Genomic DNA, 25663 nt, shown 5'->3' on the forward strand with positions numbered 1-25663 from the left:
TCACTGGCAGATGCGGTAACGGTCGCTCGACCCATGCTGCTGCAGATCCAGGTGCAGGTGGTCGGCATGGGCCGCGTCGGATCCAGGGCCCAGCACTGTGGTGAACCAGCCACAGGCGGCGGTGCGCAGGGCCATTAGTGCCTGATTCCGAGGAGCGTCGCCGTCCGGCCGGAGGCGCAGGGTCGATCCGTTGGCGAGTTCGAAGCCGACGATATCGATCGCCAAGCCCTCGGCATGGGCCGACAGCTTACCGGTCGCGGCGCCGTTCCGGTTCCGGCACTCGAACCCTGGCCCGGTGCGGACATTCCTCAATTCCGTGTTCAGGCTGCCAGCCACCACGGGCGCCACCAGATCCCCCAGCCAACGCCCGAAGTTGCCGGCAAACCGGCAGGCCAGGATGGGCTGATCGCCCAGGCGCACGGCCGCTCCCGGTCGGGACGGCACTGGCACGGCCTTCAGCCTCATCGGTGCTTCGATCCGGCAGAGATCGTTGGGCGTCGAGGGCTGCTCGGCGGCTTCTACCTCGAACCCGTCAGCCCTGAGCTGGACCAGACATGAATCCGGTTCCGTCACGGCCTGTGCCGGCCCTTTTTCATCCGGGAGGGTCCGGGGCGTCTCGACCGAAGGCCTGGACGGCTGCGCGGGCGCGGGCGCGTCCCTTGGCCGGGGCGGAGGCAGCGGCGGCCCCGTCTGCGCCGAGCTTGTTGCGGCTCCCAGAATCGCAATTGTCGCCAGCGCCACTCCGGAGCGTATCATCTGCCTCACCTCGCCATCTCATCTTGCTCTTCTGAACGAACGCAACTGCCACGCTGCCGGTTCGCTCGTTTGTCCGAGAGGTCCGGCTCTGCATTGCCAGCGGCAGACACGGCCGGCAACAGCTGGCAGGACGCGGTACAGCCGAAAGGAAACGAGCTTCTCAGGCGCGGCGAAGGGCACGAGGGCCTTGAGACCCGCAGAGAAGGCGCTGGTCGGGAGCGGGCGGCGCAACGTCCGGCGGGAGAGTGCCAGGTGGGAGAGCGCCAAGTGCAACAACGCCCGTCAGCCCGACCGCGGCCATCGGCGCCATCGCGCCCGGCCAAGCAGGAGCGGGCCGGTGCTCAGCAACGCCTGGCTCAGCAGCGTCAGGTGGCGCAGCAGCGTCCAGCGGCAAAGCCCCGTCCTTTGGCGCAACAGCGCCCGACAGTGCAGCCGCTGCCCTCGAACCTGGCGCGGGACGCTCAGGCGCGGAATCTCGGGAACCAGCGGCAGATCGCAAGCCGGCAGTTCGCCGGACCGGCGTCACCGCCGTTCTCGCGCCGCCCGGCATCCTTTTCGGCTCAGCGCAGCTTCAGGCCACCGGGAGGCTTCGGAGGAGAGGGAGGAGGCTTTCGCGGTGGCTTCGGAGGTCGCGGAGGCGGTCGCCGTTAGAGCATCGAGCGCAAAAGTGGGGACCGGTTTTGCGTGTAAAGATGCTCGAAACCACGGACTGACAGCATCGAGCGCAAAAGTGGGGCCCGGTTTTTCGCAAGACCGATGCGCTCTTTCCAAGAAGAGAGCATCGAGCGCACGCGATGTGGGATCTTCATCGTGAGCAGCGCTTGTATGCGGTGCCGATCTTGTCCTGTTCGTTGAGGTAGCGCTTGAGCGAGCCATCCGGATCGAGCGTCATCAAAGCCCGGACTTCGTTGCCCGCCACCGCATTGGTGCAGTTGAGGACGAGAAGCTGATGGTCCGTTCCCGGTCGGCTCGATTTGATGCGGCACGACGCCTGAGGCGTCTTCAGGCTATTGCCCGAAATGATGAAGGCCGGAGCGAAGATGTCGACCGGCTTCTTGAATGTCGTTCCCTTCCCGGACGACGAGTAGACATCGGCGCATTCCGCGCTTCCCGAAAGCCAGGCGCCCTGAAACCCGGACAATCCTCCCTGCGCCGTCGTGCCTGAGGCCGCGAACGACATGAGCACGCCAAGTCCGGCAGCCGCAAAGCTCATGACTCTCATCCTAACCTCCCATCATGGTAAGACTTTCGTCCTCGACGGCCCACCGCAGGACCAATCTAGGCAAAGCCAAGCATCACGCTTGACCGAAGAGGACGATCTCTTGACAGTTTGGGACGGAGGCATCGGATGAGTGCCTGGCGCATCGTGCGAAAAAGTGGACCCGGTTTTTCGCAAGAACGATGCGCTGTTCTATAGGAGGAGCATCGTGCGAAAAGGTGGACCCGGTTTTTCGCAAGAACGATGCGCACTGCTAGGAAGGAGCATCGGATTCGATCCCAAAAGTGGATTCCACTTTTCACGTCCGATACTTTAGAAACCGCCACCCTGGTGGCACGATGAACGACCCCTCGGTCATGGGCCACTTATTCGGTGAGATGGCCTCTCCGGGGGCGATCCTCCTGCGTCTGATCAAAGATTAGTCAGATGCGCATTCTTCAGCCTTTGTCTCGGATGGGGAACGTGCTTATCCGGGACCTCGCCCTGCAAGGAGTTGCCCTGGTGCCGTTTCAGAGATTGATCCCAATTGCCGCTGCCCTTTCATTCACCTTTTCGATCGCGTCGTCGGCCGCTGCTGCCGAGCCGGTGAAGGTTAAGGTCTTCATCGGTTCGATGTTCGAGATCGGCCAGAATACCGGTGATCGGGCCGGTGAGTTCCAGCACTGGTACGAGCGCTATTTCAGCCACAGCCAGGCTATCCCGGTGAAAGGGGCTCTGAACCCGGTCTACTGCAATGAGGACGGCGTCTGCGGATCTGTCCTGGGGATGGGCAAAGTGGCTTCGTCCTCATCCGTGCAGGCAATCATTCTCAACCCGCAATTCGACATGTCGGAAGCATACTTCGTCATCAATGGCGTGGCCGGAACGCCGCCAGAGCGCGGGACCATTGCGGATGTCAGCTGGGCGACCTGGCTCGTCGACTACGATCTTGGCCACCGCTGGGCTCCGGAAGAAGGAGAGCCGGGCGCACCAACCTTCATGCCACGCAAGGGGTACGAGAAGGTTCGTCTGTTCCAGCTCAATCCCGATCTGGTCGGTTGGGCGATGCAGCTGACGGGCAAGATGACGCTGAAGGATTCTGAGTCCGCGCAGGCCTACCGGATGCGGTACCCGCAGGAGGCGGCACGCCAAGCCCCGTCGGTGAAGGCCGGCACGCACATGACCGGTGACACCTTCTTCCATGGTCCTGGCATGTCGAAACAGGCACAATACATCGCCAAGCTCTATGGTGCGGATGATTACCTCATCACCGAGATGGAGGCAGCTGCCATCGCCCAAGTGGTTCAACGCACGCTCGGTGACGGGAGGCTCCTCAGCCTGAGAGGAGCGGTGAACTTCGACCAGGGCAATCCGAGCGAGACGACACTTCAGCATCTTGATCCAGCGCCAGGCCAAACGGCGGGCGGGTTCGCCGAGACCGTCGACAATGTCGCCGCTGTCGGAGGCACGATGGTCGATTACATTGTGGCGCACTGGCCGGATTGGAAGAACGGCGTTCCCCCGTTGCCACGACAGTAAGGAAAGCGACTGCACTGCCGGGTGAGGGCTTCCAGGAGGCCCTCACGTCGAGCGCTTCGATCACGACTGCAGAAGCGCCGTGTGCTGCCGGCTACTTGAAGTATAGAGATGGTACCCAGGATAGGTACCCAGGATAGGGTTCGCACCCATCTTCCGGCACCCGCACGATTCCATCCGAACTGACGTCCGATGCTTCAACATTTTGATTGTGAGCATCTTTCACGCAAATCCAGTTTCTACTTTTGCGTTCGTGGCACTAGGGATGGTCGGTGCCGTCTGACCCTCTCGCGGGGGCGCGTTGCTGCGCACCAGAAATGGAGCTGGAGATGACTCGTCGGAGTGGATCCGGTCTAGCGGCTTTTGCTCTCAAGCGCCGCAACATTAAGAAGACAATTCATCCCTGTGCTTCTATAATCACTGCTTATCTCGCGAGGAGCCTGCGTGTCGAACGCCGCCCACGTGGAGCATCCTCCGCTTCGATATGAGGAGCGCGTGTCATGAAACTCCGGAGACTGATAACGATTGCTGCCCTCGTGTTCGGTGCTTGGCTCGGGATGGCCTCGCTGGAACAGGGAAGAGTTGGCGTCGCGCCCGCTGCGGCGGCTCAGGGCTGCGGTCCCGGCTTTCATCGGGGGCCTTACGGCTACTGCCGGCCGAACTACTACGGCCGCTATTATGCCGTGCCCCGCCCTTACTACCGTGGTGGTTATTACGGTCGCCCGTACTACGGCTACCGCCGACCTTATTATGGTCGCCCGTACTATGGCTACCGTGGCGGTTATTATCGTCGGCGGTACTAGAGCATCAGACGCGGGAAGGGGATCCCCCTTTTGGGATCAATTCGATGCTCCCACTGGAGCAACTTGCATTCTGACGGGATCGGGATGCTTGCTCTCTCCTTTTGATGAAGCATCGTTTTTCGCGAAGAACCGGTTCCCACTTCTTCGCACGATGCTTTAGGACGTTTCGCTGCTGAAGCCATGGAGTTGCTTTCGGCAGATCCGAGACTCGATCGCGTTTCAGCTCGACTTGGCCGAAGGAGGCACTCCGTAATCGAAAATCGTGAGTGAGAGGATCCTCGCCTGCGACGTGAGATAGTGGTAGAATCATTCGTGAATCCTACGCAAATCCTATCAGGAGACTTCGAGCGTGGATTCCGGAGCAGGCAGAGGTCTTGCATTCCAGTACAATGACAGCAGCCGGCCCTCTTTTCTCCGACGCTTCTCGCCGAAGCTGACGAGGTGATCGAGCAAAAGCCGATCGCGGGCTGCTCCCACTCAGGCGTCTCAGAACTCAGTGAATGCTGTTCGACCTTTGGTCTTTGCCAACTGCCTGCCGGGACGCCGTGATGCGATGAGCCCTGGCGCGAGCGCCGGGGAGCTAGGGGCTTCTCTCGGTCCATGGAGGCATCGATGAGCATCTTATCCTTCAGTGATTTCGAGTTCGATTTCCAGCCGCGACACGACACACATGAACACGCGCAACGGGATAACAGCTTTACTCAGACGAACCTTGTTTCCGACGGATTCTTGCCCGCGGAGCATATCGACGAGAACCTGATCAACCCCTGGGGAGTCGCAAACAGCCCGACAGGCCCCTTCTGGGTTTCCGACAATGGGACCGGCGTGGCCACGATCTACGACGGCAGTGGCAACCCGATCACGATTGACGGCCATTCGTCTATCACGATCGCTGCCCCTCCCGGAGAGACAGGGCCCTCCGCCCCGACCGGCCAGGTCTTCAACAGCTGGGGGAAGGGGTTCGACATCTCCAGCAACGGACATACCGCCCCGTCCAAATTCATCTTCGCAACGGAAGATGGAACGATCTCCGGCTGGAATCCTGCGGTCGACAGCGCCAGTTCGGTGATTGCGGTCGACAACTCCGACACGGATGCGGTTTACAAGGGCCTGGCCATCGGGAAGACGCACGGCCACACCTATCTCTACGCAACGGACTTCCATAACGGGAAGGTCGACATGTTCGACAGCCAGTTCAACGAGGTCCGCAGCTTTACCGATCCGAATCTGCCGGAAGGCTACGCTCCCTTCAATGTGCAGGCGCTCAACGGCCATCTTTTCGTGACTTTCGCGCTTCAGGATGAAGACAAGAAGGACGACGTTGCCGGCCCAGGGCACGGCTACGTCGACGAATTCGACTTCTCCGGGCACCTGCTGCACCGGGTCGCCTCGCAGGGACCGCTGGACTCGCCATGGGGGCTTGCCATTGCACCGTCCGGCTTCGGGGAATTCTCCCACGACCTCCTGGTCGGAAACTTCGGTGATGGGAGGATCAATGCCTACGACCCGCACGACTTCCACTTCCTCGGCACGCTGGATGACCCCAGCGGCAATCAAGTCGTCATTGGCGATCTGTGGGCACTCGTGCCGGGCAACGCCGGGCCGAACAGCGATCCGCACAGCATCTATTTCACGGCGGGTGTGGAGAACGAGGAGCACGGCCTGTTCGGAACCCTGACGGCCGACACGGCGCAGAAGGATCACACGATGGCGTCTTCTGACTGGGTCATCCCGCCGGTCTGAGACGCGGTCCTTGATACGAACGGAAACGCAAGCGCCCGGATGCATTCCGCTTAGCGCGAAAAGGTGATCCGGTTTTGCGCAAGAACGATGCGCTGTTCCATACGGGAGCATCATTCTTGTCATGCCCGGCCTTGAGCCGGGCATCCACGTCTTTGTGGCGCAGCGGTTCCCAGACGTGGATGACCTGGGCAGAGCCCCGGATCAAGTCCGGGGATGGCCATGACGATGAACGGTCGCAGCATCGGGTGTGAAATCGAACCCACATCCGATGCGGTAAGTTGATGTCTTTGAGCATCTTTTCACGCAAAACCGGTTCCCACTTCTTCGCACGATGCTCTAGGCACCAATGGAATTGGTCCCCATGCGTGATCTGCCGCTTTGACAAGCGCCGGGCTTTGCCCGATGAGAGCGGCTAACGAGAGGTCTGGAGGCGGAGAGCCCATAGGGTAGGCTATGCCTGGAAAACAAGATCGATGAAAAGGAAGCTATGGGATCCGCGCAGTTTTGCGCTTCAAGGTGGCTTCCTCGGAATTTTCGTTGGAACAATCCTCGTGATGAGCGAAGCATTCTGGCCCGATTTTGACGCATCAGAGCCGTTTTATTACGCTATTTTGGAAGTTGTGGGTTGTGGCGTTGCCGGTTCGCTCCTGCTTGCCGCTTCGGCCTGGATCCGAAACCGGATGGTCCGCGCCTAGCGCAACGTGCGAAAAAGTGGCTCCGGTTTTTCGCAAGAACGATGCGCTCTTTCCAAGAAGGGAGCATCGTGCGCGAAAGTGGGAACCGGCTATGCGGGAAAAATGCTCCCGTTCTCCGCTGTAGTCTGATTTTGCAGAGGACAGGGGATAGGTCGAGCGCGGGAACGAAAGTTGTCCTAAAGCCATTGCTCTCGTAAGCGCCAAGTCCTTTCGGAGTACCCCTGAATGGCTTTCAATGGGCACCAGCAACCCCTGCCGCCTTGGTTCCCGGTTGTCTTCTTTCTTATTGTAGGCGCCCTCGTCGGGCTCTGGTTCTGGTTGGGCTAGTGCATCGTGCGGAAAAGCGGACCTGGTTTTCCGCATGACAGGCTCTTAACCGAGGCCGTCGATGCACCGGATCGCTCTCTATGGTGGGCCCTGGTGAGTGGAACTTCCAGGCTCCTCTTCGATTGTCCCGTGGCTTCCCAAGTGAGAGATCCAGACAAGCCGAAGGGCTGCTGCAATGAACAGAATGGCGGCCGGCTTCATCAGCATTTCCCAGGAGGTATGCGTCTCGACCTCCACCATGTCGGTGGCGAAGTCCACGACAAGGTAGACCAGGATAACCTCGATCAGCGTGATCTTGAGTTCGCTGATCCCGCTCACCCTCATCCACTGGGGCAGTCTCGCCCGAGCATGCTCGGGGAGATCGAAGGCAAAGCCGAACGTGATCGCGTAAGCGAAGACGATGAGGACAAGCCCGAACAGGAATGCGTCGGTGGCCTGCATCACCGAGGCAATGACCGTGAGGCCGCCGGTTTCATTCGGCAAAAAGGCAAATCCCAGGGCGTAGGCCAGCTTGATAGCGCCAACCCCGAAGATCAGAACTGCTCCGATGGCCGCGCCAGCGGCGGCAAGGAGCGTGATCCAGCGTAACGACAGGATGAAATGAAGCATCCGATCACACGATCTACCTGAGCCTCGGACCATCGGTCTTGGCCCGCAAAGGCCACCAACCCTACCAGAAGATTGCCCTAACGGAAATTGATACCCTCTGAGAGACGATCGGCTCATCAAAGCTCAGGGAGCCTCGAAAGATCCTTCCGGCAGGACTGGGACGACCTCGACGGTAACAGGTGGTGTCCTGGGGGGCCGGCCGAGGCTCGGGCATGAAGGCATGAGCAGGAGGCTCCCCCAAGGCCTGAAATCTCATCCCGTCGAGAATAAAGCGCCCGGCTCAAGTGTCTATAGCGGGTGGTTACGCGTCGCATCCCTGATCAACACAGCCGGAAGGTTTGCACGATGCCTCGACTCATCTCCAAGAAACCCGCTGATCCATTCGAGGGATTGCGGTTGCCCGAGAGCGCGCGGAAGGCTCTGCAGGATGCCAATATCACGACCCTCCAGCAGATGAGGGCCATGGCTCCGATCATCGACCTCGCTCTGCGGGCCGACCCGGCAACGGTCCGCGTGATCAAGGAGACCCTTGACCGTTTGGCCGCAAGGCGAATTCTTCGGGTCAGGCTCGTGTTTCCGAAGCAATGTCGCGGGAGACCTCCCCGATAGGTTCCTGGCTACAGGTTCTTGGATGATGCCGGTGTCTCGGCAGCCGGTCGTTCCCTGCATCCGGTCCTTCAGCGGTGAATGCGGTCGCGCCTGCTCGGGCCATGCCCTGCCGATCCGATGGCTCTCGATCCGTGACGCGGAATTCAGGACCCCTCATCCGCGCAATAGGCCACGGAGCCCTTCGAATCCGGAAGAGTACTTCCATTGGAGATCCGCACCTGCGGCAACCCTATCGGGCACAGCCACGTTAGCAAGAGACCCCTCGCGCCCGATCAAACTCGCGGGGAGGTCGGATCCCAGCATCCGGACGAGGAGCGGACGATGTACAAGCTTGCTTTAGCTCTGTGTGCATGTGTAGCCATTTCAGCCTGTTCACCGACGACGACTGGGACCGCAGCGGGTGCCACGACAGGAGCCATCGTCGGTGGTCCCGTAGGAGCGGTGGTCGGTGGCGTCGCCGGTGCGGCGACAGGTGCGGTGACCGGTGCGGCCACGGGGGCGGCTACGGGCGCTGCGACAGGAGTCCGCGTCGCGCAGGCATCGCCCGGTTACTGCTACACGTATGACCGGCGCGGCCGCTTGATGAGGCATGCATCCGGGCGACCGCGCCTCCATCGCTGCTAGCGCCTCGTACGAAAAAGCGGCCCCGGTTTTTCGCAGCTTGTGATGCGCTGTTCTCTCGCGGGAGCATCGAATTGATCCCGAAAGTAGATTCCACTTTTGGGTCCGATGCTCTCGCGCAACGCAGTTCGGACCGGAGATCTGGGAGCGACTGCGGCGATCCGCATGGCGCGTGAGCGAGCCTGTAGACGGGCCATGTCAGCGCACAACCGTGAAAGTCTCCGGGGAGCGACTACGGGCCGGCGACCGCCTCGATCCATTGAGGGGGGATGACGCTGGATGTGGCATGCGTTGGGGAAGCCGCCACACGTTCCGACGTTCATCGCAGATAATGGATGTGTGGTCGTGAATGATACGATGACGTTTCGACCCGAGCCTCGATGCCGAAGACCTTTCTCAGAAGCTCTTCGGTCAGCACCGCCTCGGGCGCTCCGCAGGCCACGACCCTGCCTCGTTGCAGAACCACCAGCTGGTCGCAGAACATGGCGGCATGGTTGAGATCGTGAAGGGCGATGATGCTGGTGACCGGGAGGGTCGAAACGAGCCGCATCAGGCCGATCTGATGCTGGATGTCGAGATGGTTGGTCGGCTCGTCGAGAATCAACTCGCTCGGCGATTGAGCCAATGCTCTCGCAAGATGGGCGCGCTGCTTTTCGCCCCCTGAAAGGCTCTGCCAGCGCTCGTTGCGCTTTTCCGTCATGCCGACGCGTTCGATCGCCTCCGCGACCGTGTTCTCGTCAGCCGCCGTCCAGCCGGAAAACATCGAGCGGTGCGGGAACCGGCCGAGCTTCACGACGTCGATCACCCGCAGATTGGCGTTGGTCGCGGCATGCTGCTCCATAAAGGCAACGCGCTGCGCGATCTCACGGCGGGCAATGGAGTTCAGGTCCTTCTGGCCGAGCGTGATCCGGCCGGAATGCGGCCGCTTCAGGCCGGCGAGAAGACGCAGGAGCGAGGTTTTGCCCGAGCCGTTCGGGCCGAGCAGGCCGACCATCCCGTTCGGCTTCGCCTCGAACGAGACGCCGTCGAGAACGGTCTTCCTGGCGATTCTCCAAACGAGATTGTCGACCCTGATGCTCATGACGCGCGCTGGAACCGGTACAGGATGAGCGAAAAGAAGGGTACGCCCACCAGCGCCGTCACAACGCCGATCGGCAGGACCTGCTGCGGGATGAGGATGCGCGAGGCGATATCCGCCAGCACCATGAATATGGCTCCGGCAATGGCGCAGGCCGGCAGGAGGCGGCCATGAAGCGGTCCGACGAAAAAGCGCGCGACATGCGGCACGACAAGGCCGACAAAGCCGATCGAGCCGACCATGCTGACGATCGTGGCGGTCATCATGGCCGTCAGGGCAAAAAGCATGATCCGCGCCTGACCGACATTGACGCCGAGCGCCGCTGCCGCCTCGTCGCCAAAGGCAAATGCATCCAGGACCCTGGCGTAAAAGAGACAGGCGACGAGTCCGATGCCGACAACGATCGAGACGAGCATGAATTCCGGCCAGCGCACGCCGCCGAAGCTGCCGAGCAGCCAGAACATCACGTCCCGCGCCTGCTGCGCATTGCCCGATGTCGTCACGACATAGGACGTTGCGGCGTTGAAGAGCTGCGAGGCGGCGACGCCCGCCAGGATGGTACGGTCTGCCCCGCCGCGGGTCCCGTTCGACAGCAGCGCAACGAAGAGGAATGCCGCGAAGGCGCCCGCAAAGGCGCCCACCGAGAGTGAAACCGTGCCCGCGCCGATGCCGAGGATGACGATTGCGACGGCGCCCGTGGAAGCGCCGGCCGAGATGCCGAGGACATAGGGTTCGGCCAGAGGGTTGCGCAGCAGCGATTGCATGATCGCTCCCGACAAGGCAAGACCCGCCCCACAGAAGGCCGCCACCAGCGCGCGGCTCAAGCGGTAGTCCCAGATGACCGTCTCATGGATGCGGTTGAGCTCAACGGCGGTCCAACCGAGCCGGTTCGTCAGGGCCGAGAATGTCGTGGCAAGCGGGATCGGCAGGTCGCCGATCCCCACGCTGACGCCGACGGCGAGCGCTACCGCCGCGAACGAGGCCAGCAGCAGAATGCCGAACGCGAGAGCGTGCCGGATCGTCGTGTGCGGTTCGATCACTTCAGGAGGCCGAGGGTCTTCAGTTGCCCGGCCACCTGTTCAGCGCCGTAGATCGTGCGGATGGTGGGATTCATGGCCGCGCCGTCCATGACGACGATTGCCTTGTTTTCGACCGCGGGAATTTGGCTGATGGCCGGGTCGGAGGTCAGGAACGCGATCTTGGCTTCGGGCTTGTCGAGGTCCCAGCGGTTGCGATCGAGACTGGCGACGACGATCACGTCAGGATTCGTCGCGATGATGCTTTCCCACCCGAGCGTCGGCCACTCGGCCTCGGCCGTGATGGCATTGCGCCCGCCGAGGAGGTCGGCGATGAAGCCGGAGGCGCTGTTCTTGCCGCCGAGATAGGCATCGGCAGACGGACTCGGGCTCGAGAACCAAAAGACATAGGACAGCGTCTTGTCACCCGCCGGAATGCGGGCGCGCAAGGCTGCCTCGCGCGCCTTGAAGTCGGCAATCAGGGCCTGCCCGCGATCGGCGACGTCGAAGATCTGGGAAAGCTCGTCGATCTCCCGGTAGAGAAGATCCATGTTCCACAGCGCGGCGCGGCTGCCGTACTGGTCTGTTCCTTCCTTGCGTTCCAGGCATGTGCTCGGCGAGAGATAGCTCGGAACGCCGACCTTTTCGAAGTCCTGCCGCTTGGCGACCTTGCTGGAATCGCCGAGCAGGCTCGGCAGTGCGGCTGCGACGAAATCCGGATTTTCCGCGAGGAGCGACTCGAAGGTCGGGAACTCGACGGTCAGAAGCTTGACCTTGGAGTTGGCGTCGGCGAGCTGGGGAAGAACCTTGTTCGGCCAGAAGGCGGTGCCGGCCATCTTGTTCTCGAGGCCGAGCAGCAGCAGGATTTCCGCGCTGTTCTGGCCAAGGCCGATGGCCCGTTCCGGCGCTTTCTGGACGGTGACCTTCGCGCCGCAGTTTTCGATGGTGAGCGGATATTTCGTCGGAGCCGCGATCGCTGACGTTGCGATGAGGCCGAAAACGGCGGAAAAGCCGGTAGCGGCGAAGAAGGCCTTCAAGATGCTCATGGGGAGCTTCCTCGTGAGGAGATGAGGGATGCGCCTGCCTTTAGCGTGAGGGATAGGTTGGAAACAAGAAGATATCGCTCAGATGAATGCTGATTAGAATGGCTCTAAATGTACAAGCGATATTAGACATCTTCTAAACTATGCTGGGCGCTGAAGCGCAAAGCTCTGTGCGGCCTCTGAGATAGACTTGGTGGTCGCTCGAACATTCGCAGGAACGCTCGTCCAAACGCAGTTGAACTCCGGATCCGTCAAAATGAGGAGGCTGTATGCTTGCGGATCAAGGTTCGCGTCACAGCCGGGCGTTCCTTGCCGGATTCATCGGCTCCTGCTCGCGCCGTTCGAAGCGGCGACAGACCCGTACCCGTGAATGCATCGCTGCAGAAGGTCGTTCTCCGATCATGGCGGCAGCCAACGGTTCCCGTCCTCCGGTTGGTCCCATTCCCATCTCACAGCGGCATCATAGGCAGGCAGAGGCGCTCACGATCGGCAGGCCCGTCCAAAGGGTCGCGAACAGGGCACAGCCATTGGCCCCAAGCGCGCTCGCCGATAGGAAGCGGGAGGGATGCCCCTGATCGGCATGGCTCCTCCAGGTCTTCAGGCATCGGGCGAGCGGCAGACCCGATGCGCTCAGGTGACCGATCCACAGCACGGCCAGCACAAGTCTGTTCAGGCTGATCGGCCCGACATCCACGTTCTGCCAGCCGGAGGCGCAGCCAATAGCGTTCGCAGCGTACAGGGATGCGAAGGCCGAGCTCCAGATGCCGAACCCGGCGACGAGGAGAAGCAGGCTGGGTGAGGCAGGTCTGTTCATGAGCCGATCACCCGGGGCAGTCCGTAGACGACGAGGAGGGCCGTGGCTCCGCTAGCCGCCGTGTAGCCGTGCCAGAGTTCGCCGATGCGCAGATCCAGGTCGCGCTTGGCGGACACATGTCCCGAGAGGCACCGGTACCATCCGAAGCCGGCGAACAGGATGCCCAGCGCCGCGTGAAAGCCAGCGTAGGCCAGGATGACAAGGGTCGTTGCCGCATAGGCGTGTCCGGTCGGGTCGGGAACCACCCTGGCCAGCCCGATCAGGCAGACCAGCGCGACTCCGTGGCCGGCCGTTGCCGCGATCAGGCCGAGTGAAGCGCGCACCGTCCGGCCGCCGGCATTCTCGAAGCGCGCCTTCCGGGCGGCCAGCACCGCGAGGGCGAAGCCCCCGGCTCCCGCCAGGGGCAGGGCGATACCCGCCTCCAGGAGCTGGGAGGGAGGCCAGCCAGGAGCGACGATCCAGAGATAGACGCTGCCGAACATGAGCGACGCGAACAGGGTTCCGTCGGCCAGGAGCGTGAAGACCATGGCCCACCAGGACGGAGCACCGGGCGCCTCCTGATGCGGCGGCACGGCTTCGCTGCGGCCGACGGGCAGCGTGCCGCAATCCCCGCGCAGGCCCGTCGTCCGGGTCCATGCGACGAGCAGCACAGCGGTCAAACCAGCCCCCACCAGGGCGAGCCCATAGGCTTTTCCCAGGAGCGACACGAAGAAGAGGCCCGTTGCGAGCGCCGTCCAGAGAGGCAGGAAGGTCGGTCCGGGAAGGAGAATGACCTGGTCGGGCCTGCCCGTGACCATGTGCACGCCGAGCGTCTCCCGCCAGCCGTTGCGCACGAAGCCGAGATAGCCCTCGCCGCGGGCGAGCCGGGCCGCGAGGTCCGGGGCACCCGCGAGAGGCGCGCGGCTTCCCACCTCCGGGATGGCCGCGATGTTGTAGGTCGGGCTCGGGACGGGCATGGCCCATTCGAGCGTCTCCGCCTTCCACGGGTTGCGCGGCGTGCGGCGCCCGAAGCGCACCTGCATGACGATGTCCACCACGAACAGGGCGAAGCCGATGGTCATGACGAAGCCGCCGATCGAGGAGAGCAGGTTCAGCCAGCCCCATCCGAGCTCGGGCGCGTAGGTGTGGACGCGGCGCGGCATGCCCCGCAGGCCCGTCAGGTGCATCAGGAAGAAGGTGGCGTTGAAGCCGGTGAAGATCAGCCAGAAGGCCGTCACGCTCAAGCGGTGGACGGGCATGCGTCCGGTGAAGTGCGGCAGCCAGTAATGGGCCGCGGCCATCATCGGAAAGATGAAACCGCCCACGAGCACGTAGTGAAGATGCGCCACCACGAAGTGCGTGTCGTGCGCCTGCCAGTCGAAGGGAACGACCGCCAGCATCACGCCCGTGAGGCCGCCGACGACGAAGACGAAGAAGAAGCCGAGGAGATAGAGCATCGGCACGTCGAGCCGGGGCCGCCCCGACGACAGCGTCGCCAGCCACGAGAAGATCTGAACGCCCGTCGGAATCGCGACCAGCATGCTCGCCGCAGAGAAGAAGGCCTGCGCGAGATGCGGGATGCCCACCGTGAACATGTGATGCACCCACAGACCGAAGCTGAGAAAGCCCAGCGCGACGATGCTCACGACGATCCATGAATAACCGACGATGGGGTGGCGGGCGAGGACGGGAAGAATCGTCGAGATGGCGCCGGCGGCGGGCAGGAAGATGATGTAGACCTCGGGATGGCCAAAGAGCCAGAACAGGTGCTGCCACAGGAGAGGATCGCCACCGCGTGCCGGGTCGAAGAACGGCCAGTCGAAGGCGCGCTCGACCTCGAGCAGGATGCTGCCGAGGATCAGCGGCGGAAAGCCCACCAGCATCATCATGCCCGTGACGAGAAGGTACCAGGCGATGAGCGGCATCTTGTCGAGCGACATGCCGGGCGCGCGCATCTTGAGAATGGTGACGACGATCTCCACGGCCGCCGAGATCGCGGAAATCTCCACGAAGGTGATGCCGATGAGCCAGACATCCGCGTTGATGCCCGGCGTGTAGGTGCGCGAGGAGAGCGGCGTGTACATGAACCAGCCGGAATCGGGCGCGGCGCCCACCGCGAGCGCCGCCAGCAGGATCGAGCCGCCGAAGACGTAGCACCAGAATCCGTAGGCGCCGAGGCGGGGAAAGGCGAGGTCGCGCGAGCCGAGGATCTTCGGCAGAAGATAGATCGCCAGCCCCTCGAACATCGGAATCGCGAACAGGAACATCATCACCGTGCCGTGCATGGTGAAGACCTGGTTGTAATGGTCCGGTCCGAGGAAGGCGCTGTGCGGGGACGCGAGCTGCGCCCGGATCAGCATGGCGAGAATGCCGCCGATGGCGAAGAACACGAATGCCGCCACGATGAAGCGTCGTCCCATGACGGAATGGTTGACGGCCGAGAGAGCTCGCCATCCTCGGGGCGTGCCCCAGACGGCATCCAGCTCCTTGTGCAGGCGGACCGGAGATTGCGGCGGGAGCATCATCGTCACGGAGCAGTCTTCGTGTGCAGTCCAATCTGCAGACCGGCGGCAAGGCGCGCAAGCGCGGCGGCGTATTCGCCGGGAGGATGCGCTACGACGGCCATGTCCATCCCGGCATGCCCGTTGCCGCAGAACTCGGCGCACACGCCCCGATACGTGCCGGGGGCATCGGCCGTCAGGCGGATCACGTTCACGTGTCCCGGCACCGCATCGATCTTCCCGCCGAGGCGGGGGATCCAGAAGCCGTGGATCACGTCCGCGCTGGCGACATGAATGTCGACGGGCGCTCCCGCCGGGATGTGGAGGGTGCCGACCGACCTTGCCGAAGTCCCATCCGTGAGCGGATAGGAGGCTTCCCAGTGCCATTGACGGGCGAGCACGTTGACCCGCGTCACCTCGGGCCTTCCCGGATGCGCGAGCAGCCTTTCCCCGGTCATGAGCGCATAGGCCAGGAGAGCCCCAAGGGTGACGACGGGAAACAGGACGCCTCCGCCGAGGAGCCAGAGGCCGGCCGATGCCCGGGTCCGGCCGGATGTCACGAAGGCCCTGAGCAGGAGGGCCATCACCAGGAGCAGGATGGCTGCCGCGCCGAGAAGCATCACCCACCACAGGTGCGCCACCGAGGCCGCGTGCGGACCCGCCGGGTCGAGTGTCGACAAAGGACCGGCGCATCCTGCGAGCGCGATGCAGGACGCCGATGCGGCGGCCCACCTGAACCATGCGCCCGCCAGACGTGTTGTGCCCTTCGAACGAAACCAGGAACGAGGAGGTGCCTTGTGTCGAATCCCGTCGTCGAGGAGGTCGAGAGACATGACGTCAGCTCCGCGGTCGCGGTGGCTGGACACCCGGTCCATGCGATGCTCGTCACCTTTCCGATCGCGTTCACGGTCGGGACGCTGGCAGCGGACGTCCTGTACTGGTGGTGGGGAGATGCCTTCTGGGCGCGGGCCGCGCTCTGGTCGAGCGGAGCCGCCTTCATGCTTGGCGTCATCGCGGGCCTTGTCGGGACGGCTGAGCTCGTGCTCGTGAAGGGTATCCGCAAGCGTGCCGCGAGCTGGACGCATGCCATCGCGGCGATGATGCTGATTGCGATCATCGGTACGAACTGGGGCCTGCGCATATCCGACCATGAGGCGGCTGTGCTCCCTACAGGACTTTTCCTGTCCGCACTCGGGATGGTGTTCGTCGGCATCGCGGGATGGCACGGGGGCAAGCTGGTGTTCGAGCATCAGATCGGCCTCATGCTGTCGGAGAACGACTGAAGCCCGCCCGGCCGCCGCAGCCAGTCCGGCAGCGACGCCATGTCGATGAAGGGCTTCGACAGGACAAGCCAGAGGATCACCGAGATGACCGCGAAGGTCGCAAGGGCGGTCGCATGCCCGCGCCACGCCGCGAAGCGCCGCCCCGGACGGAAAACCCGAACGATGATGTAGCCGGCATGCACGTGCAGGAGGGTGAGGCCGCCGACGGCCGCGAGCTTCAAGGCCATCCATACCGTGAAGACCTCCCGCACGAAGATCAGCGCCGTTCCTGTGCCCACCGCCACGAAGGCGGCCGGGGATGTGATCGACGTGTAGACGAAGCGGGTGAACCTCTGGAGATGATGGAGCGCATCCTTGTCTTGCACACGCGCCTTCTGTGCATAGAGCCCCGGCAGCACGAGAAGCCCGGCGCACCAGGCCACGAGTGACGCGATGTGGGCCGCCTTCAGCCATGCGGTCATGCGGCACCCTCACGCCTGCGTGAGAGCGAAGGCCCGTCCAGCGAAGCGCCGACGATGAGGAGGGCCGCCAGCACGTAGGGTATCGCGGCGGGGATCCACATGATCAGGCCGGCAACTTGCTGGTCCTCGAGCGGGGACAGGTGCCACGCCGCCGTCGTGCCGAGATGCGGCTCGTAGAGCGGCGCGGGAGCGAAGGTGATCAGGGCACCGAGCAAGCCCATCTGCGCCACGTTCCCGAGCAGCGGGAGAAGGGATGGCAACGCGGCCTGGCGCAGAGGAAGCGTACCCCAGAACAGGATCGCGGTGCCAAGAAGCGATGCCTGCATCAGCCAGAAGACCCCGTGGCTGCCCAGCGCCGCCGCATAAGGAGCCGGGGCGTGCCAGATCCAGATTGTGGCCATCTGGACGATGAAGACGATGCCGTGTCCGTTCGATGTCCGCCTGGATCGCGCGAGGAACGGGCATCCCAGCACGATCAGGGGCGCCGCGATGGCGATCGTGATGACGTGATGCGCCACGCGGGCCGAGAACAGTGCCGACGTCAGGGCGCAGAACGGCGAGACGTACAGCACCGCGAGAACGAGCCAGCCGCATGTGAAGCAGATGATCTCGCGTGGACCGGTCTTCGAAGACGTCCGTGCGGCAAGAGCGTAGGCGGCCACGGACAGCAGCATCCCTGAGATGAGCCAAGGATCGAGATTCCAGCTCGTCCACAGCTCCGAAGGGACGGGCGCAGGACCGCAATAAGGATCGTACAGGGGCATACTCGTCTCTCGCGCCGGATTGATGGGCGGTGGAACACCCGCCGCGGGTATCACTACTGCGGCGCCTGGGGCTGCTCGATGGAACAGTCGTTCCGCGTCCGATACGCGAGCGCTCCATGGACGATCAGGGCGAGGCGACCGGGCAAGCAGCTATTGTTGCTCTCTGCGACATCAAGGCCTCCGTTGGCGGGGAACATGAGGCTCGAACGCCTGCGCCACTGCAAAGGTTCTGAGTTTCGGACGATTTAGGGGGCCGCCTCACAGACTTGTTATCGGCCTGGCGAACGAGTGGATGATCTACGCGCGGTCCGCATAACGTCGCCGACGTATTGTAATGTCTTCCTGCAGGTGAGGTGCAGCAGAACCTTTCGGCTCTGCAGTCGTTGGCCGCATGGAGCAAGCGAGGAGACGCACGTGCGGATGCCGCCTGAATTGAAAATCTTCAAAGGCATCTGGATCTACTTCGTCGGCCTGTTGATCGCGACGGCTGCGCTGCTGACCCTGTATCACCTCGATCCATCCACCCCGAAGATTGCGTTGGAATAGAGCATCGAACGCAAAAGTGGGGACCGGTTTTGCGTGAAAAGATGCTCAAGCAAGGACAGCATCGAGCGCAAAAGTGGGAACCGGTTTTGCGCTCGATGCTCAAGACCATAGACTGACTGCATCGGATATAGGTTCGATGTCACGTCCGAAGCCGCACGGGTGTCGATCAGGTGCCGAAAGCCATCCGGATCGCGTGATTCCTGACGTCTTCCGGCCAGCCAGCGACGAGGGTCTCGAACCGTTCTCGGTTGCCGGCGAACAGGGCTCTCGATGCCTCCTCGAAGTCCGGAAGGTTTCCGGCCAGGGCCGACATGAAGCCATAGGCCGCATTGCGAGCTGATCGGCCGCTTTCCGCATCCTTGCGCCTCGCTTCGTCCACGAGCCGCCGCAGGGTGACCGACGCTCCTCCAGGCTGCGCGCTCAGCCATTCCCACTGGCGCGGCAGAAGCGTCACCTCCCGGGCCGTCACCCCGAGCTTCGGGCGTCCTCGTCCGCGGGGTTCGGCAGGAGCTTCATCCTCTCCGGTCTTCACCGCGAGCCGGGCGAGCACCTCCTCGTCGCGGCCCCTCAGATCGAGATCGATCTGCCGCCCCGTGGAATCCTCGAAGATGAGCACGGTCTGCGTCGGGTCGGCCTCGTTGGCGCGTTTGACGGCAAGAGCGACGGTAGGCAACGCGCCGCGGACAAGCAGGCCGAAGCCCAGGAAGGCGGTGTAGGTGGGAGAGGGTGCTGTGGCCATGGATGTCTCGCTTAGGAGTCTTCAGGTGGTTCCGAAGGTCAGAAATATTACCCGGGTATAATTGACGGGACCGATATTTGCAACTACACCCTGTCCGAATACCCGCCGGCGCATGGGAAACGCGTCGATCCGTGATCAACCAGGGAACCGAGGCATGGGCACCATCGACAGGAAAGCTGCCATCGCGGCCTATAAGGAGCGCAAGACGCCGGCCGGCATCTTTGCGGTGCGCTGCAAGGCCACAGGCCAGGTATGGGTCGGTCGCAGCCGGCATCTCGATACCCAGCAGAACGGTTTGTGGTTCGCGCTCAGGCTCGGTTCGAGCATGAATCGAAGCCTGCAGGCGGCCTGGAATGCCTGCGGCGAGGCTGCTTTCGCATTCGAGGAGTTGGAGCGTCTGCCGGACGAGATATTGCCATATGTGCTCCAAGCCACGCTGAAGGAGCGCCTGGCCCATTGGAGGGCTGAACTCGGCGCCGACCTAATCTGAGGCTCAAGGGCGCTGCGACCACCTACCGGACGCGCGGGCCCTCCATCGCGCTAGGCGCAATGCCCTTCTCCGTCATCGCCGGAAGCGGTCCTTCCGCGGTCCGATTGGGATTTCTCCCCTCGTCGTTTCAGGGTTTGACCCGATACCCGAGGTCAATCGCGCGAATAGATTTCTCCGTAAGCCTGGCCAAAGCCCACACCTTTGCACGTGCTGCATCGGACAAAAGCATTGCCGGGAGACGGAAGCCTCAACGCATCAATCCCGGCCGGAGGCGTAAGGACCTGAGACCATGTCGTTGATCGACGTCTTCGCCTGGATCGTTCTGATCGTTCTCGCGGCGACGGCCGTTGCGGTCTTCGTGGCCCTCGGGATGATGCCGGGACACATCGCGAGAAAGCGGGGGCATCCCTGGCCCGAGGCGGTGACGGTCGGAAGCTGGGCCACCCTGATCTGCGGCTTCGTGTTCTGGCCGCTGGTGCTGATCTGGGCCTATGTCGACGCGCCGGAACGGCGGGAGGCGCCGAAATGATCGTCCTCCTGCTCAACTCCTACATCGCGCTGCTCGCCCTGTTCGTCTGGCTCAGGTTCATTCCGTTCAACCTGTTCTGGAAGCTCTCGCCCGTCCTCGTTCTGCTCGTTCTGCTCGTCGGTCTGTTCATCCCAATGGGGTGGGGAGCGCCCTCGGGACCTGCGGCAGTCATCCGTAATTCCGTGCAGATCGTGCCCGAGGTTGCCGGCGAGGTCGTCGAGGTGCCCGTCACGGCCAATACGCCGCTCAAGGCGGGCGATGTCCTGTTCCGGATCGACCCGACACCCTATCAGTCGCAGGTCCAGACTCTTCAGGCGCAACTCAAGTTCGCCGAGTTGCGCCTGTCGCAGTTCTCCGAGCTTCAAAGAAACGATGCCGGGCGCGCGTTCGACGTGCAGCAGCGCGAGGCCGAGGTCGAGCAGTTGCGCGCCCAGCTCGAGGGCGCCAAGTGGAGCCTCGACAAGACCATCGTGCGGGCACCGGCCGACGGCTACGTGACCAATCTCGCGCTGCGCAAGGGCGCGCGGGTCACCGCCCAGTCCCCGGTCATGGCCTTCATCGATACCGCGGAGACCATCTTCGGGGTCGAGGTTCCGCAGATCTACGCGCGCTACGTCGAGGTCGGCCAGCCTGTGGAGGTCACGTTCAAGCCCTTTCCCGGAGAGATCTTTTCAGGTCGTGTCGAGACGGTCCTGCAGGCGATCGCGACCGGGCAGACGCAGCCGGGCGGTCTTGCCGTTGCTCCGTCGGATGTCCAGTCGGCGCCGTTCGTGGTCCGGATCAAGCTCGATGATCAGGAGGTGGCGCGGCGCCTTCCGGCCGGGAGCACGGGACTTGCCGCCGTCTATACGGAGCATGTGCAGGCGGCCCACGTCATCCGCAAGGTCGTGCTGCGGCAGACCGCAATCCTGAACTACGTCAACCCCTTCTGATGGGCGGGCGGACCCTCCTCGTCGGCCTGCGGCATCAGCGCCCGTTCAGCGTCCTGCGCTCAACGGGCGTGACCGGCAGGGTTTGCATCTCGCCGCGCCGGAGGATCGTCAATGTCACGACCTGGCCGATGCGGTCGCCGTTCAGGAGCCGCACGAGATCGTCGATGCCGCCGACAGGTTCGCCGTCGAGCGCGAGGAGGACATCGCCCTGCTCGAGTCCCGCCTGGGCCGCGGGGCTGCCGGGCTCGACGGCCGCGATCGCGACTCCTGCACTGAGAGGCAGTCCTGCCGCATAAGCGACACGCCGCGGAAGCGGCACGGTCTGACCCGCAACGCCGATCGAGGCGCGCCGGACACGCCCGTGGCGGATCAGCTCCGTCACGACGAAGCTCGCAGTATTGCTCGCTACCGCAAAGCAGATGCCCTGCGCTCCCATGATGACGGCCGTGTTGATGCCGACGACCTCTCCGGATGTCGCAACGAGCGGGCCGCCGGAATTGCCGGGGTTCAGGGCGGCATCCGTCTGGATCACGTCGTCGATCAGCCGCCCCGATTTCGCGCGCAGGCTTCGTCCGAGGGCCGAAACCACTCCAGCGGTCACCGTCGACTCGAAGCCGAGCGGGTTGCCGATGGCGATGGCAATCTGCCCGCGCTTCAAAAGCTTCGAATTGCCCAGGGTTGCGAAGGGCAGCCCGTCGCCGCTCGCTCGCAACAGGGCGAGGTCCGTGTCGGGATCGTCACCGATCATCTGCGCGTGGATCGGGCGCCCGTCGGGGCCGGTCACCTTCGCGTCCCGCGCGCCTTGCATGACATGGCTGTTGGTGAGGAGGAGGCCGTCCGGCGAGATGATCACGCCCGAGCCCATTCCGGCCATGCGGCCCGAGACCTGAGGCTCGACGCGGACAACGGCAGGGCCGATGCCGTCCACGACGCTCGTGACCGCATGCGAGTAGGCGTCGAGCAGGACCTCGTCGGGCACAGGCGAGGGCCGTTGCCGCTCCGAAGGGGAATTGTCGGGGTGAAGGAGATAGGCTGGGGTGCGTTCGAGCATGGGAGGCTCCGACGTTTATATCGTTTCGATCGATATGGTGACGCCGTGATCTCCAACCAAGAGGGCGGCCTTCGCCGAGGTTCACAACATGATGAGCCCGAGGCGCACGGCCTGCGCGACCGCATCGGTTCTGCCCGTCGCATCGAGCTTTGCTGCAATGGAGGCCACGTGAAACTTGGCGGTGTGGAACGAAATTCCGAGCCGTCGGGCAATCACCTTGTTGGACGCCCCTTCCGCCAGCAGCCGCAGAACCTCGCGTTCCCGTGCCGTGAGAGCGTAATCCCTCAGGTAAGGAGAGGCGCTGTCCGGGATGCGGTCCAGCGCGATGTCCCCCGACCGGACGTCTCGCGGCAGGATCGCGAAGCCCCTGGCGACAGCATCGAGGGCCAGCAGGAGCTCCGCGATGGTGGCGCTCCGGGGCAGCACTCCGCCCGCTCCGGATTTGAGGATTTCGAGCGCGTTCGCGGAATCTTCAAGAACGATGACCGGGGTTCCGTCGTCGACCGGAAGGTGGTCGGCGATCACCACGTCGGGCTCCCTCGGATCAAGGGTGACCTTCTCCGGCTCGCCGGCCAGCATCGTGCCGACGCGGTCGAGCAGGTCTGGATCATCGATCTGGAGCGCGACGCGTTGCACGGCTTCACTCTCGAGGTTTGGAACGCTCCGCAATCTCGACCGTCAGCGACATTTGCTTCCCCGCCCGCAGGATTCCAAGGGCGACGGACTGACCGACGCTCTCGGGCCCGAGAAGCGCGTAAACGCGGCGTATCGAGTGCAGGGGATCGGTCTGCCATCGAATGAGAATATCCCCTTGCTTGATCCCGGCTTTCTGCCCGGGGCCGCCGGAATCCACATTGATGACGATAAGCCCCTTGGGTTCCGTGAGCCCGGCCGCATCGGCAACGGTTTCATCGATCGGCACGGGCTGGAGGCCGAGCCCCAGATAGCCACGGGCGATCCGGCCATGGGCGAGCAATTGCTGCGCTACCCGCTCGATCGTCTCGGACGGGATGACGAGGACGCGTCCTCGGGGACCCAGGACCGTCATACCGACGATCGATCCATCGAGGTCGAGAGCGGCTCCGCCCTCCGACCGGGAATCGAGCCGAAGATCCAGATGGAGCCTGCGGTCGATATGGCCGCCGCGCAGGCTCCTCCAGGGACCGCCTGCCAGAGCCACGATGCCGAAGGCGGCGCGCACGCCCTCGGCCTGGCGGCCGGCAGCAAGCACGAAATGACCGACGCGGAGCCTCGATGTCTCGGCGAAAGGAATCTCGGGAATCGGCTGCTCCTCGGTCCGCAGGAGGGCGATGTCCGTGCTCGGATCGCGACCGGCGAGACGTGCTGCGACCTGGCTTCCATCCGGGCGAGTGACGAGAATATCTTCGTCCGTCTCCAACGCTTCTTCCGCCGTGAGGACAAGTCCCGGACGCCAGACGATGCCTGTCGACGACCTGCGTCGCGGGCCGTGGATCGCCACGAGCCTCGGGGCGATTGTCTCGCAGAGATCGGCGATGCGATCGGAAATCGCTTCGAGGGAGGAGGGGGTGGATGAGGGAATGGACATGATGCGCCTCGCTGAGGAAACGCGGTCCATCCTGCCGGTAAATGCCCCTGCCGGGTACTGACCGGTTGGCCAGGTCCGGTTCCTGCCCGAGCGCGGTCCATGGAGCGGGCTATGACGGCCAAGCTCGTACACCCGGCCGTGGCGGACCTCCATCGGTCCGCCAAGGGATCTTCCGACTTGATCTTGCCGCACAGGACGGGCAAAACCCGCCTCAGTCAACAGGACCCGGTGCAATTCCGGGTGGCTCTTCCGGCCGCCGATCCGCCGGACAATCCAGTAACCAAGCCCTTCAGCCGCCTCGTCGATCGACGGGGCTCAGCTTCCCTGTGCTGCCTGGAACCCCATGACCTTTATCGAAAATCTACGCCGTGACTGGCTTTCCAATATCCGAGGCGATGTGCTCGCCGGTATCGTCGTCGCTCTTGCCCTGATCCCGGAAGCGATCGGCTTCTCGATCATCGCGGGCGTCGATCCGAAGGTGGCGCTCTATGCCTCTTTCTCCATTGCCGTTCTCATCTCGATCACAGGCGGCCGGCCCGGCATGATCTCGGCGGCAACTGCCGCAACCGCCGTGCTGATGACGACCCTCGTGCGGGACCATGGCCTGGAATACCTCTTGGCCGCGACGATCCTCGCCGGACTCATCCAAGTGCTGGCCGGCTTGTGCCGGATCGGAAGCGTGATGCGCTTCGTCTCGCGCTCCGTCATGACGGGCTTCGTGAATGCGCTTGCCATCATGATCTTCATGGCGCAACTGCCCGAGCTGATCGGCATGCCGTGGCAGACCTACGCCATGATCGCCGGGGGGCTCGCGATCATCTATCTCTTCCCACGGGTCACGAAGGCCATTCCCTCGCCGCTGGTGTGCATCATCGTCCTGACGGCTCTGACAGCCTTCATGGACATCCACGTGCGCAGCGTGGGCGACCTCGGAGCCTTGCCGGACAGCCTGCCGGTGTTCCTGATTCCGAATATCCCGTTCACGTTCGAGACGCTCTGGATCATCCTTCCCTATTCGGTCAGCGTCGCCGCTGTGGGCCTTCTGGAAAGCCTGCTGACGGCCGCCATCGTCGACCAGATGACCGACACCGGCAGCGACAAGAACCGGGAAGCCATCGGACAGGGTATCGCCAATTTCTGCACCGGCTTCATCGGCGGCATGGCCGGCTGCGCCATGATCGGTCAGTCGGTCATCAACGTGAAATCGGGCGGACGCGGGCGGCTGTCGACCTTCGTGGCGGGTGCCTTCCTGCTGTTCCTGATCCTCGTCCTGGGCGATCTCGTGCGCATCATCCCGATGCCCGCCCTTGTCGCCATCATGATCATGGTCTCGATCGGCACCTTCAGCTGGTCGTCCCTCAACGATCTGCGCAAGCATCCCCGGCGCTCCAGCATCGTCATGCTGGCCACCGTCGTCACGGTCGTCGGAACGCACAACCTGGCTCTCGGAGTCGGGGTCGGCGTTCTGCTCTCCGGCATCTTCTTCGCCTGGAAAGTGGCGCAGATCTTCCGCGTCACCTCGACGCTGACGGCTGACGGCCAGGAACGCGACTACCGTGTCGAAGGGCAGCTCTTCTTCGCCTCGGCGGAAGACTTCATGGCGGCCTTCGACTTCAAGGAGCCTGTGAAACGGGTCCGCATCGACGTGAGCCGGTCGCATATCTGGGATCTGACCGGGGTCAACGCGGTGGATCGCGCCGTTCTGAAATTCCGCCGCGAAGGCATCGAGGTCGAGGTTGTCGGCCTCAACGAGGCCAGCACCACCATCATGGACAAGCTGGCCGTTCACAACGACCCCGGAGCCTTGGAGAAGGTTCTCGGGCATTAGTGCATCGTGCGCCCTTCGGGCCCGCTCAAACGATGCGCCCTTTCCAAGAAGGGAGCATCGGACGAACCCCAGAAGTGCAAATCCACTCTTCACGTCCAATGCTCTAGACACGCGCCGCGCAGGGAGTGACCTGCGCGGCGCATTT

General features: G+C 63.4%; 26 protein-coding genes and 1 other annotated feature. Of the genes, 11 read left to right on the forward strand and 15 right to left on the reverse strand.

Annotated features, from left to right (window positions below):
- Both AB8841_RS17125 and AB8841_RS17130 read right to left on the reverse strand, forming a co-directional pair.
- Positions 1-756, reverse strand: coding sequence for an extensin family protein (locus AB8841_RS17125; RefSeq protein ID WP_370437030.1), 756 nt, complete (start codon positions 754-756; stop codon positions 1-3).
- An 805-nt stretch (positions 757-1561) separates the two neighbouring features.
- Positions 1562-1969: a hypothetical protein gene (locus AB8841_RS17130; protein WP_370437031.1), complete on the reverse strand. Its 408-nt coding sequence runs from the start codon at positions 1967-1969 to the stop codon at positions 1562-1564.
- Positions 1970-2401: 432 nt separating this feature from the next.
- Here AB8841_RS17130 and AB8841_RS17135 point away from each other — a divergent pair, with 432 nt between their 5' ends.
- The 4 genes from AB8841_RS17135 to AB8841_RS17150 all read left to right on the forward strand — a co-directional run bounded on the left by AB8841_RS17135 (position 2402) and on the right by AB8841_RS17150 (position 6731).
- The gene (locus AB8841_RS17135; RefSeq protein WP_370437032.1) at positions 2402-3493 is read left to right on the forward strand and encodes a purine nucleoside permease; all 1092 of its coding nucleotides are present in this window, start codon (positions 2402-2404) and stop codon (positions 3491-3493) included.
- A 497-nt stretch (positions 3494-3990) separates the two neighbouring features.
- Positions 3991-4293 carry a GCG_CRPN prefix-to-repeats domain-containing protein gene (locus AB8841_RS17140; RefSeq protein ID WP_370437033.1) on the forward strand — a complete coding sequence of 101 codons (303 nt, stop codon included), beginning with the start codon at positions 3991-3993 and terminating at the stop codon, positions 4291-4293.
- A gap of 612 nt (positions 4294-4905) precedes the next feature.
- Entirely contained in the window at positions 4906-6036 is a 1131-nt protein-coding gene (locus AB8841_RS17145) for a TIGR03118 family protein (protein ID WP_370437034.1), read from the forward strand.
- A gap of 473 nt (positions 6037-6509) precedes the next feature.
- Complete coding sequence (locus AB8841_RS17150; RefSeq protein ID WP_370437035.1) at positions 6510-6731, forward strand: hypothetical protein; 222 nt, start codon at positions 6510-6512, stop codon at positions 6729-6731.
- Positions 6732-7136: 405 nt separating this feature from the next.
- On the opposite strand, the gene AB8841_RS17155 is transcribed toward AB8841_RS17150, so the two are convergent.
- Entirely contained in the window at positions 7137-7667 is a 531-nt protein-coding gene (locus AB8841_RS17155) for a YqhA family protein (RefSeq protein ID WP_370437036.1), read from the reverse strand.
- Between the two features lie 345 nt (positions 7668-8012).
- Here AB8841_RS17155 and AB8841_RS17160 point away from each other — a divergent pair, with 345 nt between their 5' ends.
- On the forward strand, positions 8013-8276 hold the full coding sequence (locus AB8841_RS17160; protein ID WP_370437037.1) for a hypothetical protein: 264 nt from the start codon (positions 8013-8015) through the stop codon (positions 8274-8276).
- Between the two features lie 940 nt (positions 8277-9216).
- Here AB8841_RS17160 and AB8841_RS17165 read toward each other — a convergent pair.
- The 6 genes from AB8841_RS17165 to coxB form a co-directional block, all read right to left on the reverse strand.
- Positions 9217-9978 (reverse strand): ABC transporter ATP-binding protein, encoded by a 762-nt coding sequence (locus AB8841_RS17165; protein WP_370437038.1) that lies wholly within the window; start codon positions 9976-9978, stop codon positions 9217-9219.
- The gene (locus tag AB8841_RS17170) at positions 9975-11015 is read right to left on the reverse strand and encodes a FecCD family ABC transporter permease (RefSeq protein ID WP_370437039.1); all 1041 of its coding nucleotides are present in this window, start codon (positions 11013-11015) and stop codon (positions 9975-9977) included. The genes AB8841_RS17165 and AB8841_RS17170 overlap by 4 nt, the downstream gene beginning before the upstream one ends.
- On the reverse strand, positions 11012-12037 hold the full coding sequence (locus tag AB8841_RS17175) for an ABC transporter substrate-binding protein (protein ID WP_370437040.1): 1026 nt from the start codon (positions 12035-12037) through the stop codon (positions 11012-11014). The genes AB8841_RS17170 and AB8841_RS17175 overlap by 4 nt, the downstream gene beginning before the upstream one ends.
- A gap of 457 nt (positions 12038-12494) precedes the next feature.
- Positions 12495-12848, reverse strand: coding sequence for a hypothetical protein (locus AB8841_RS17180; RefSeq protein WP_370437041.1), 354 nt, complete (start codon positions 12846-12848; stop codon positions 12495-12497).
- Positions 12845-15352, reverse strand: a complete 2508-nt coding sequence (gene ctaD, locus AB8841_RS17185) for a cytochrome c oxidase subunit I (RefSeq protein WP_370439291.1) — start codon at positions 15350-15352, stop codon at positions 12845-12847. Before ctaD ends, AB8841_RS17180 begins: the two co-directional genes overlap by 4 nt.
- 2 nt (positions 15353-15354) lie before the next feature.
- Positions 15355-16008: a cytochrome c oxidase subunit II gene (coxB, locus tag AB8841_RS17190; protein ID WP_370437042.1), complete on the reverse strand. Its 654-nt coding sequence runs from the start codon at positions 16006-16008 to the stop codon at positions 15355-15357.
- Between the two features lie 117 nt (positions 16009-16125).
- Between coxB and AB8841_RS17195 the strand changes: the two genes are divergently transcribed.
- The gene (locus tag AB8841_RS17195; RefSeq protein WP_370437043.1) at positions 16126-16611 is read left to right on the forward strand and encodes a DUF2231 domain-containing protein; all 486 of its coding nucleotides are present in this window, start codon (positions 16126-16128) and stop codon (positions 16609-16611) included.
- On the opposite strand, the gene AB8841_RS17200 is transcribed toward AB8841_RS17195, so the two are convergent.
- Both AB8841_RS17200 and AB8841_RS17205 read right to left on the reverse strand, forming a co-directional pair.
- Positions 16578-17072, reverse strand: a complete 495-nt coding sequence (locus AB8841_RS17200; RefSeq protein WP_370437044.1) for a CopD family protein — start codon at positions 17070-17072, stop codon at positions 16578-16580. The two genes, AB8841_RS17195 and AB8841_RS17200, sit on opposite strands and share 34 nt — an antisense overlap.
- Positions 17069-17836, reverse strand: coding sequence for a cytochrome c oxidase assembly protein (locus tag AB8841_RS17205; protein WP_370437045.1), 768 nt, complete (start codon positions 17834-17836; stop codon positions 17069-17071). The genes AB8841_RS17200 and AB8841_RS17205 overlap by 4 nt, the downstream gene beginning before the upstream one ends.
- A 414-nt stretch (positions 17837-18250) precedes the next feature.
- Between AB8841_RS17205 and AB8841_RS17210 the strand changes: the two genes are divergently transcribed.
- Positions 18251-18382 carry a hypothetical protein gene (locus AB8841_RS17210; protein WP_370437046.1) on the forward strand — a complete coding sequence of 44 codons (132 nt, stop codon included), beginning with the start codon at positions 18251-18253 and terminating at the stop codon, positions 18380-18382.
- A gap of 166 nt (positions 18383-18548) precedes the next feature.
- On the opposite strand, the gene AB8841_RS17215 is transcribed toward AB8841_RS17210, so the two are convergent.
- Positions 18549-19121 (reverse strand): DUF2239 family protein, encoded by a 573-nt coding sequence (locus tag AB8841_RS17215; protein ID WP_370437047.1) that lies wholly within the window; start codon positions 19119-19121, stop codon positions 18549-18551.
- Between the two features lie 154 nt (positions 19122-19275).
- Here AB8841_RS17215 and AB8841_RS17220 point away from each other — a divergent pair, with 154 nt between their 5' ends.
- The 3 genes from AB8841_RS17220 (at position 19276) to AB8841_RS17230 (ending at position 21072) form a co-directional block, all read left to right on the forward strand.
- Positions 19276-19611 (forward strand): GIY-YIG nuclease family protein, encoded by a 336-nt coding sequence (locus AB8841_RS17220; protein WP_370437048.1) that lies wholly within the window; start codon positions 19276-19278, stop codon positions 19609-19611.
- Between the two features lie 289 nt (positions 19612-19900).
- Positions 19901-20140 (forward strand): DUF3302 domain-containing protein, encoded by a 240-nt coding sequence (locus tag AB8841_RS17225; RefSeq protein WP_370437049.1) that lies wholly within the window; start codon positions 19901-19903, stop codon positions 20138-20140.
- Positions 20137-21072, forward strand: coding sequence for an HlyD family secretion protein (locus tag AB8841_RS17230; RefSeq protein ID WP_370437050.1), 936 nt, complete (start codon positions 20137-20139; stop codon positions 21070-21072). The genes AB8841_RS17225 and AB8841_RS17230 overlap by 4 nt, the downstream gene beginning before the upstream one ends.
- Before the next feature lie 34 nt (positions 21073-21106).
- On the opposite strand, the gene AB8841_RS17235 is transcribed toward AB8841_RS17230, so the two are convergent.
- The 3 genes from AB8841_RS17235 to AB8841_RS17245 form a co-directional block, all read right to left on the reverse strand.
- Positions 21107-22123 carry a S1C family serine protease gene (locus AB8841_RS17235; protein WP_370437051.1) on the reverse strand — a complete coding sequence of 339 codons (1017 nt, stop codon included), beginning with the start codon at positions 22121-22123 and terminating at the stop codon, positions 21107-21109.
- Between the two features lie 81 nt (positions 22124-22204).
- On the reverse strand, positions 22205-22645 hold the full coding sequence (locus AB8841_RS17240; RefSeq protein WP_370439292.1) for a LuxR C-terminal-related transcriptional regulator: 441 nt from the start codon (positions 22643-22645) through the stop codon (positions 22205-22207).
- 118 nt (positions 22646-22763) lie between these two features.
- Positions 22764-23690, reverse strand: coding sequence for a S1C family serine protease (locus AB8841_RS17245; RefSeq protein ID WP_370437052.1), 927 nt, complete (start codon positions 23688-23690; stop codon positions 22764-22766).
- A gap of 218 nt (positions 23691-23908) precedes the next feature.
- Positions 23909-23964, forward strand: a sequence feature (sul1 is cis-regulatory element that is thought to sense ions involved in sulfur or methionine metabolism; They are found in Alphaproteobacteria).
- Between the two features lie 69 nt (positions 23965-24033).
- Here AB8841_RS17245 and AB8841_RS17250 point away from each other — a divergent pair.
- Positions 24034-25518 carry a SulP family inorganic anion transporter gene (locus AB8841_RS17250; RefSeq protein ID WP_370437053.1) on the forward strand — a complete coding sequence of 495 codons (1485 nt, stop codon included), beginning with the start codon at positions 24034-24036 and terminating at the stop codon, positions 25516-25518.
- The last annotated feature ends 145 nt before the right edge of the window (positions 25519-25663 follow it).

This window comes from Microvirga sp. TS319 (assembly GCF_041276405.1).
Lineage (GTDB): Bacteria > Pseudomonadota > Alphaproteobacteria > Rhizobiales > Beijerinckiaceae > Microvirga.

Excerpts from the sequence above, each read along its gene's own strand:
- AB8841_RS17125 (WP_370437030.1), bottom strand. The coding sequence starts at position 756 with ATGATACGCTCCGGAGTGGCGCTGGCGACAATTGCGATTCTGGGAGCC.
- AB8841_RS17130 (WP_370437031.1), bottom strand. The coding sequence starts at position 1,969 with ATGAGCTTTGCGGCTGCCGGACTTGGCGTGCTCATGTCGTTCGCGGCC.
- AB8841_RS17135 (WP_370437032.1), top strand. The coding sequence starts at position 2,402 with ATGCGCATTCTTCAGCCTTTGTCTCGGATGGGGAACGTGCTTATCCGG.
- AB8841_RS17140 (WP_370437033.1), top strand. The coding sequence starts at position 3,991 with ATGAAACTCCGGAGACTGATAACGATTGCTGCCCTCGTGTTCGGTGCT.
- AB8841_RS17145 (WP_370437034.1), top strand. The coding sequence starts at position 4,906 with ATGAGCATCTTATCCTTCAGTGATTTCGAGTTCGATTTCCAGCCGCGA.
- AB8841_RS17150 (WP_370437035.1), top strand. The coding sequence starts at position 6,510 with ATGAAAAGGAAGCTATGGGATCCGCGCAGTTTTGCGCTTCAAGGTGGC.
- AB8841_RS17155 (WP_370437036.1), bottom strand. The coding sequence starts at position 7,667 with ATGCTTCATTTCATCCTGTCGTTACGCTGGATCACGCTCCTTGCCGCC.
- AB8841_RS17160 (WP_370437037.1), top strand. The coding sequence starts at position 8,013 with ATGCCTCGACTCATCTCCAAGAAACCCGCTGATCCATTCGAGGGATTG.
- AB8841_RS17165 (WP_370437038.1), bottom strand. The coding sequence starts at position 9,978 with ATGAGCATCAGGGTCGACAATCTCGTTTGGAGAATCGCCAGGAAGACC.
- AB8841_RS17175 (WP_370437040.1), bottom strand. The coding sequence starts at position 12,037 with ATGAGCATCTTGAAGGCCTTCTTCGCCGCTACCGGCTTTTCCGCCGTT.
- AB8841_RS17180 (WP_370437041.1), bottom strand. The coding sequence starts at position 12,848 with ATGAACAGACCTGCCTCACCCAGCCTGCTTCTCCTCGTCGCCGGGTTC.
- ctaD (WP_370439291.1), bottom strand. The coding sequence starts at position 15,352 with ATGATGCTCCCGCCGCAATCTCCGGTCCGCCTGCACAAGGAGCTGGAT.
- AB8841_RS17200 (WP_370437044.1), bottom strand. The coding sequence starts at position 17,072 with ATGACCGCATGGCTGAAGGCGGCCCACATCGCGTCACTCGTGGCCTGG.
- AB8841_RS17205 (WP_370437045.1), bottom strand. The coding sequence starts at position 17,836 with ATGCCCCTGTACGATCCTTATTGCGGTCCTGCGCCCGTCCCTTCGGAG.
- AB8841_RS17215 (WP_370437047.1), bottom strand. The coding sequence starts at position 19,121 with ATGGCCACAGCACCCTCTCCCACCTACACCGCCTTCCTGGGCTTCGGC.
- AB8841_RS17220 (WP_370437048.1), top strand. The coding sequence starts at position 19,276 with ATGGGCACCATCGACAGGAAAGCTGCCATCGCGGCCTATAAGGAGCGC.
- AB8841_RS17225 (WP_370437049.1), top strand. The coding sequence starts at position 19,901 with ATGTCGTTGATCGACGTCTTCGCCTGGATCGTTCTGATCGTTCTCGCG.
- AB8841_RS17230 (WP_370437050.1), top strand. The coding sequence starts at position 20,137 with ATGATCGTCCTCCTGCTCAACTCCTACATCGCGCTGCTCGCCCTGTTC.
- AB8841_RS17235 (WP_370437051.1), bottom strand. The coding sequence starts at position 22,123 with ATGCTCGAACGCACCCCAGCCTATCTCCTTCACCCCGACAATTCCCCT.
- AB8841_RS17245 (WP_370437052.1), bottom strand. The coding sequence starts at position 23,690 with ATGTCCATTCCCTCATCCACCCCCTCCTCCCTCGAAGCGATTTCCGAT.
- AB8841_RS17250 (WP_370437053.1), top strand. The coding sequence starts at position 24,034 with ATGACCTTTATCGAAAATCTACGCCGTGACTGGCTTTCCAATATCCGA.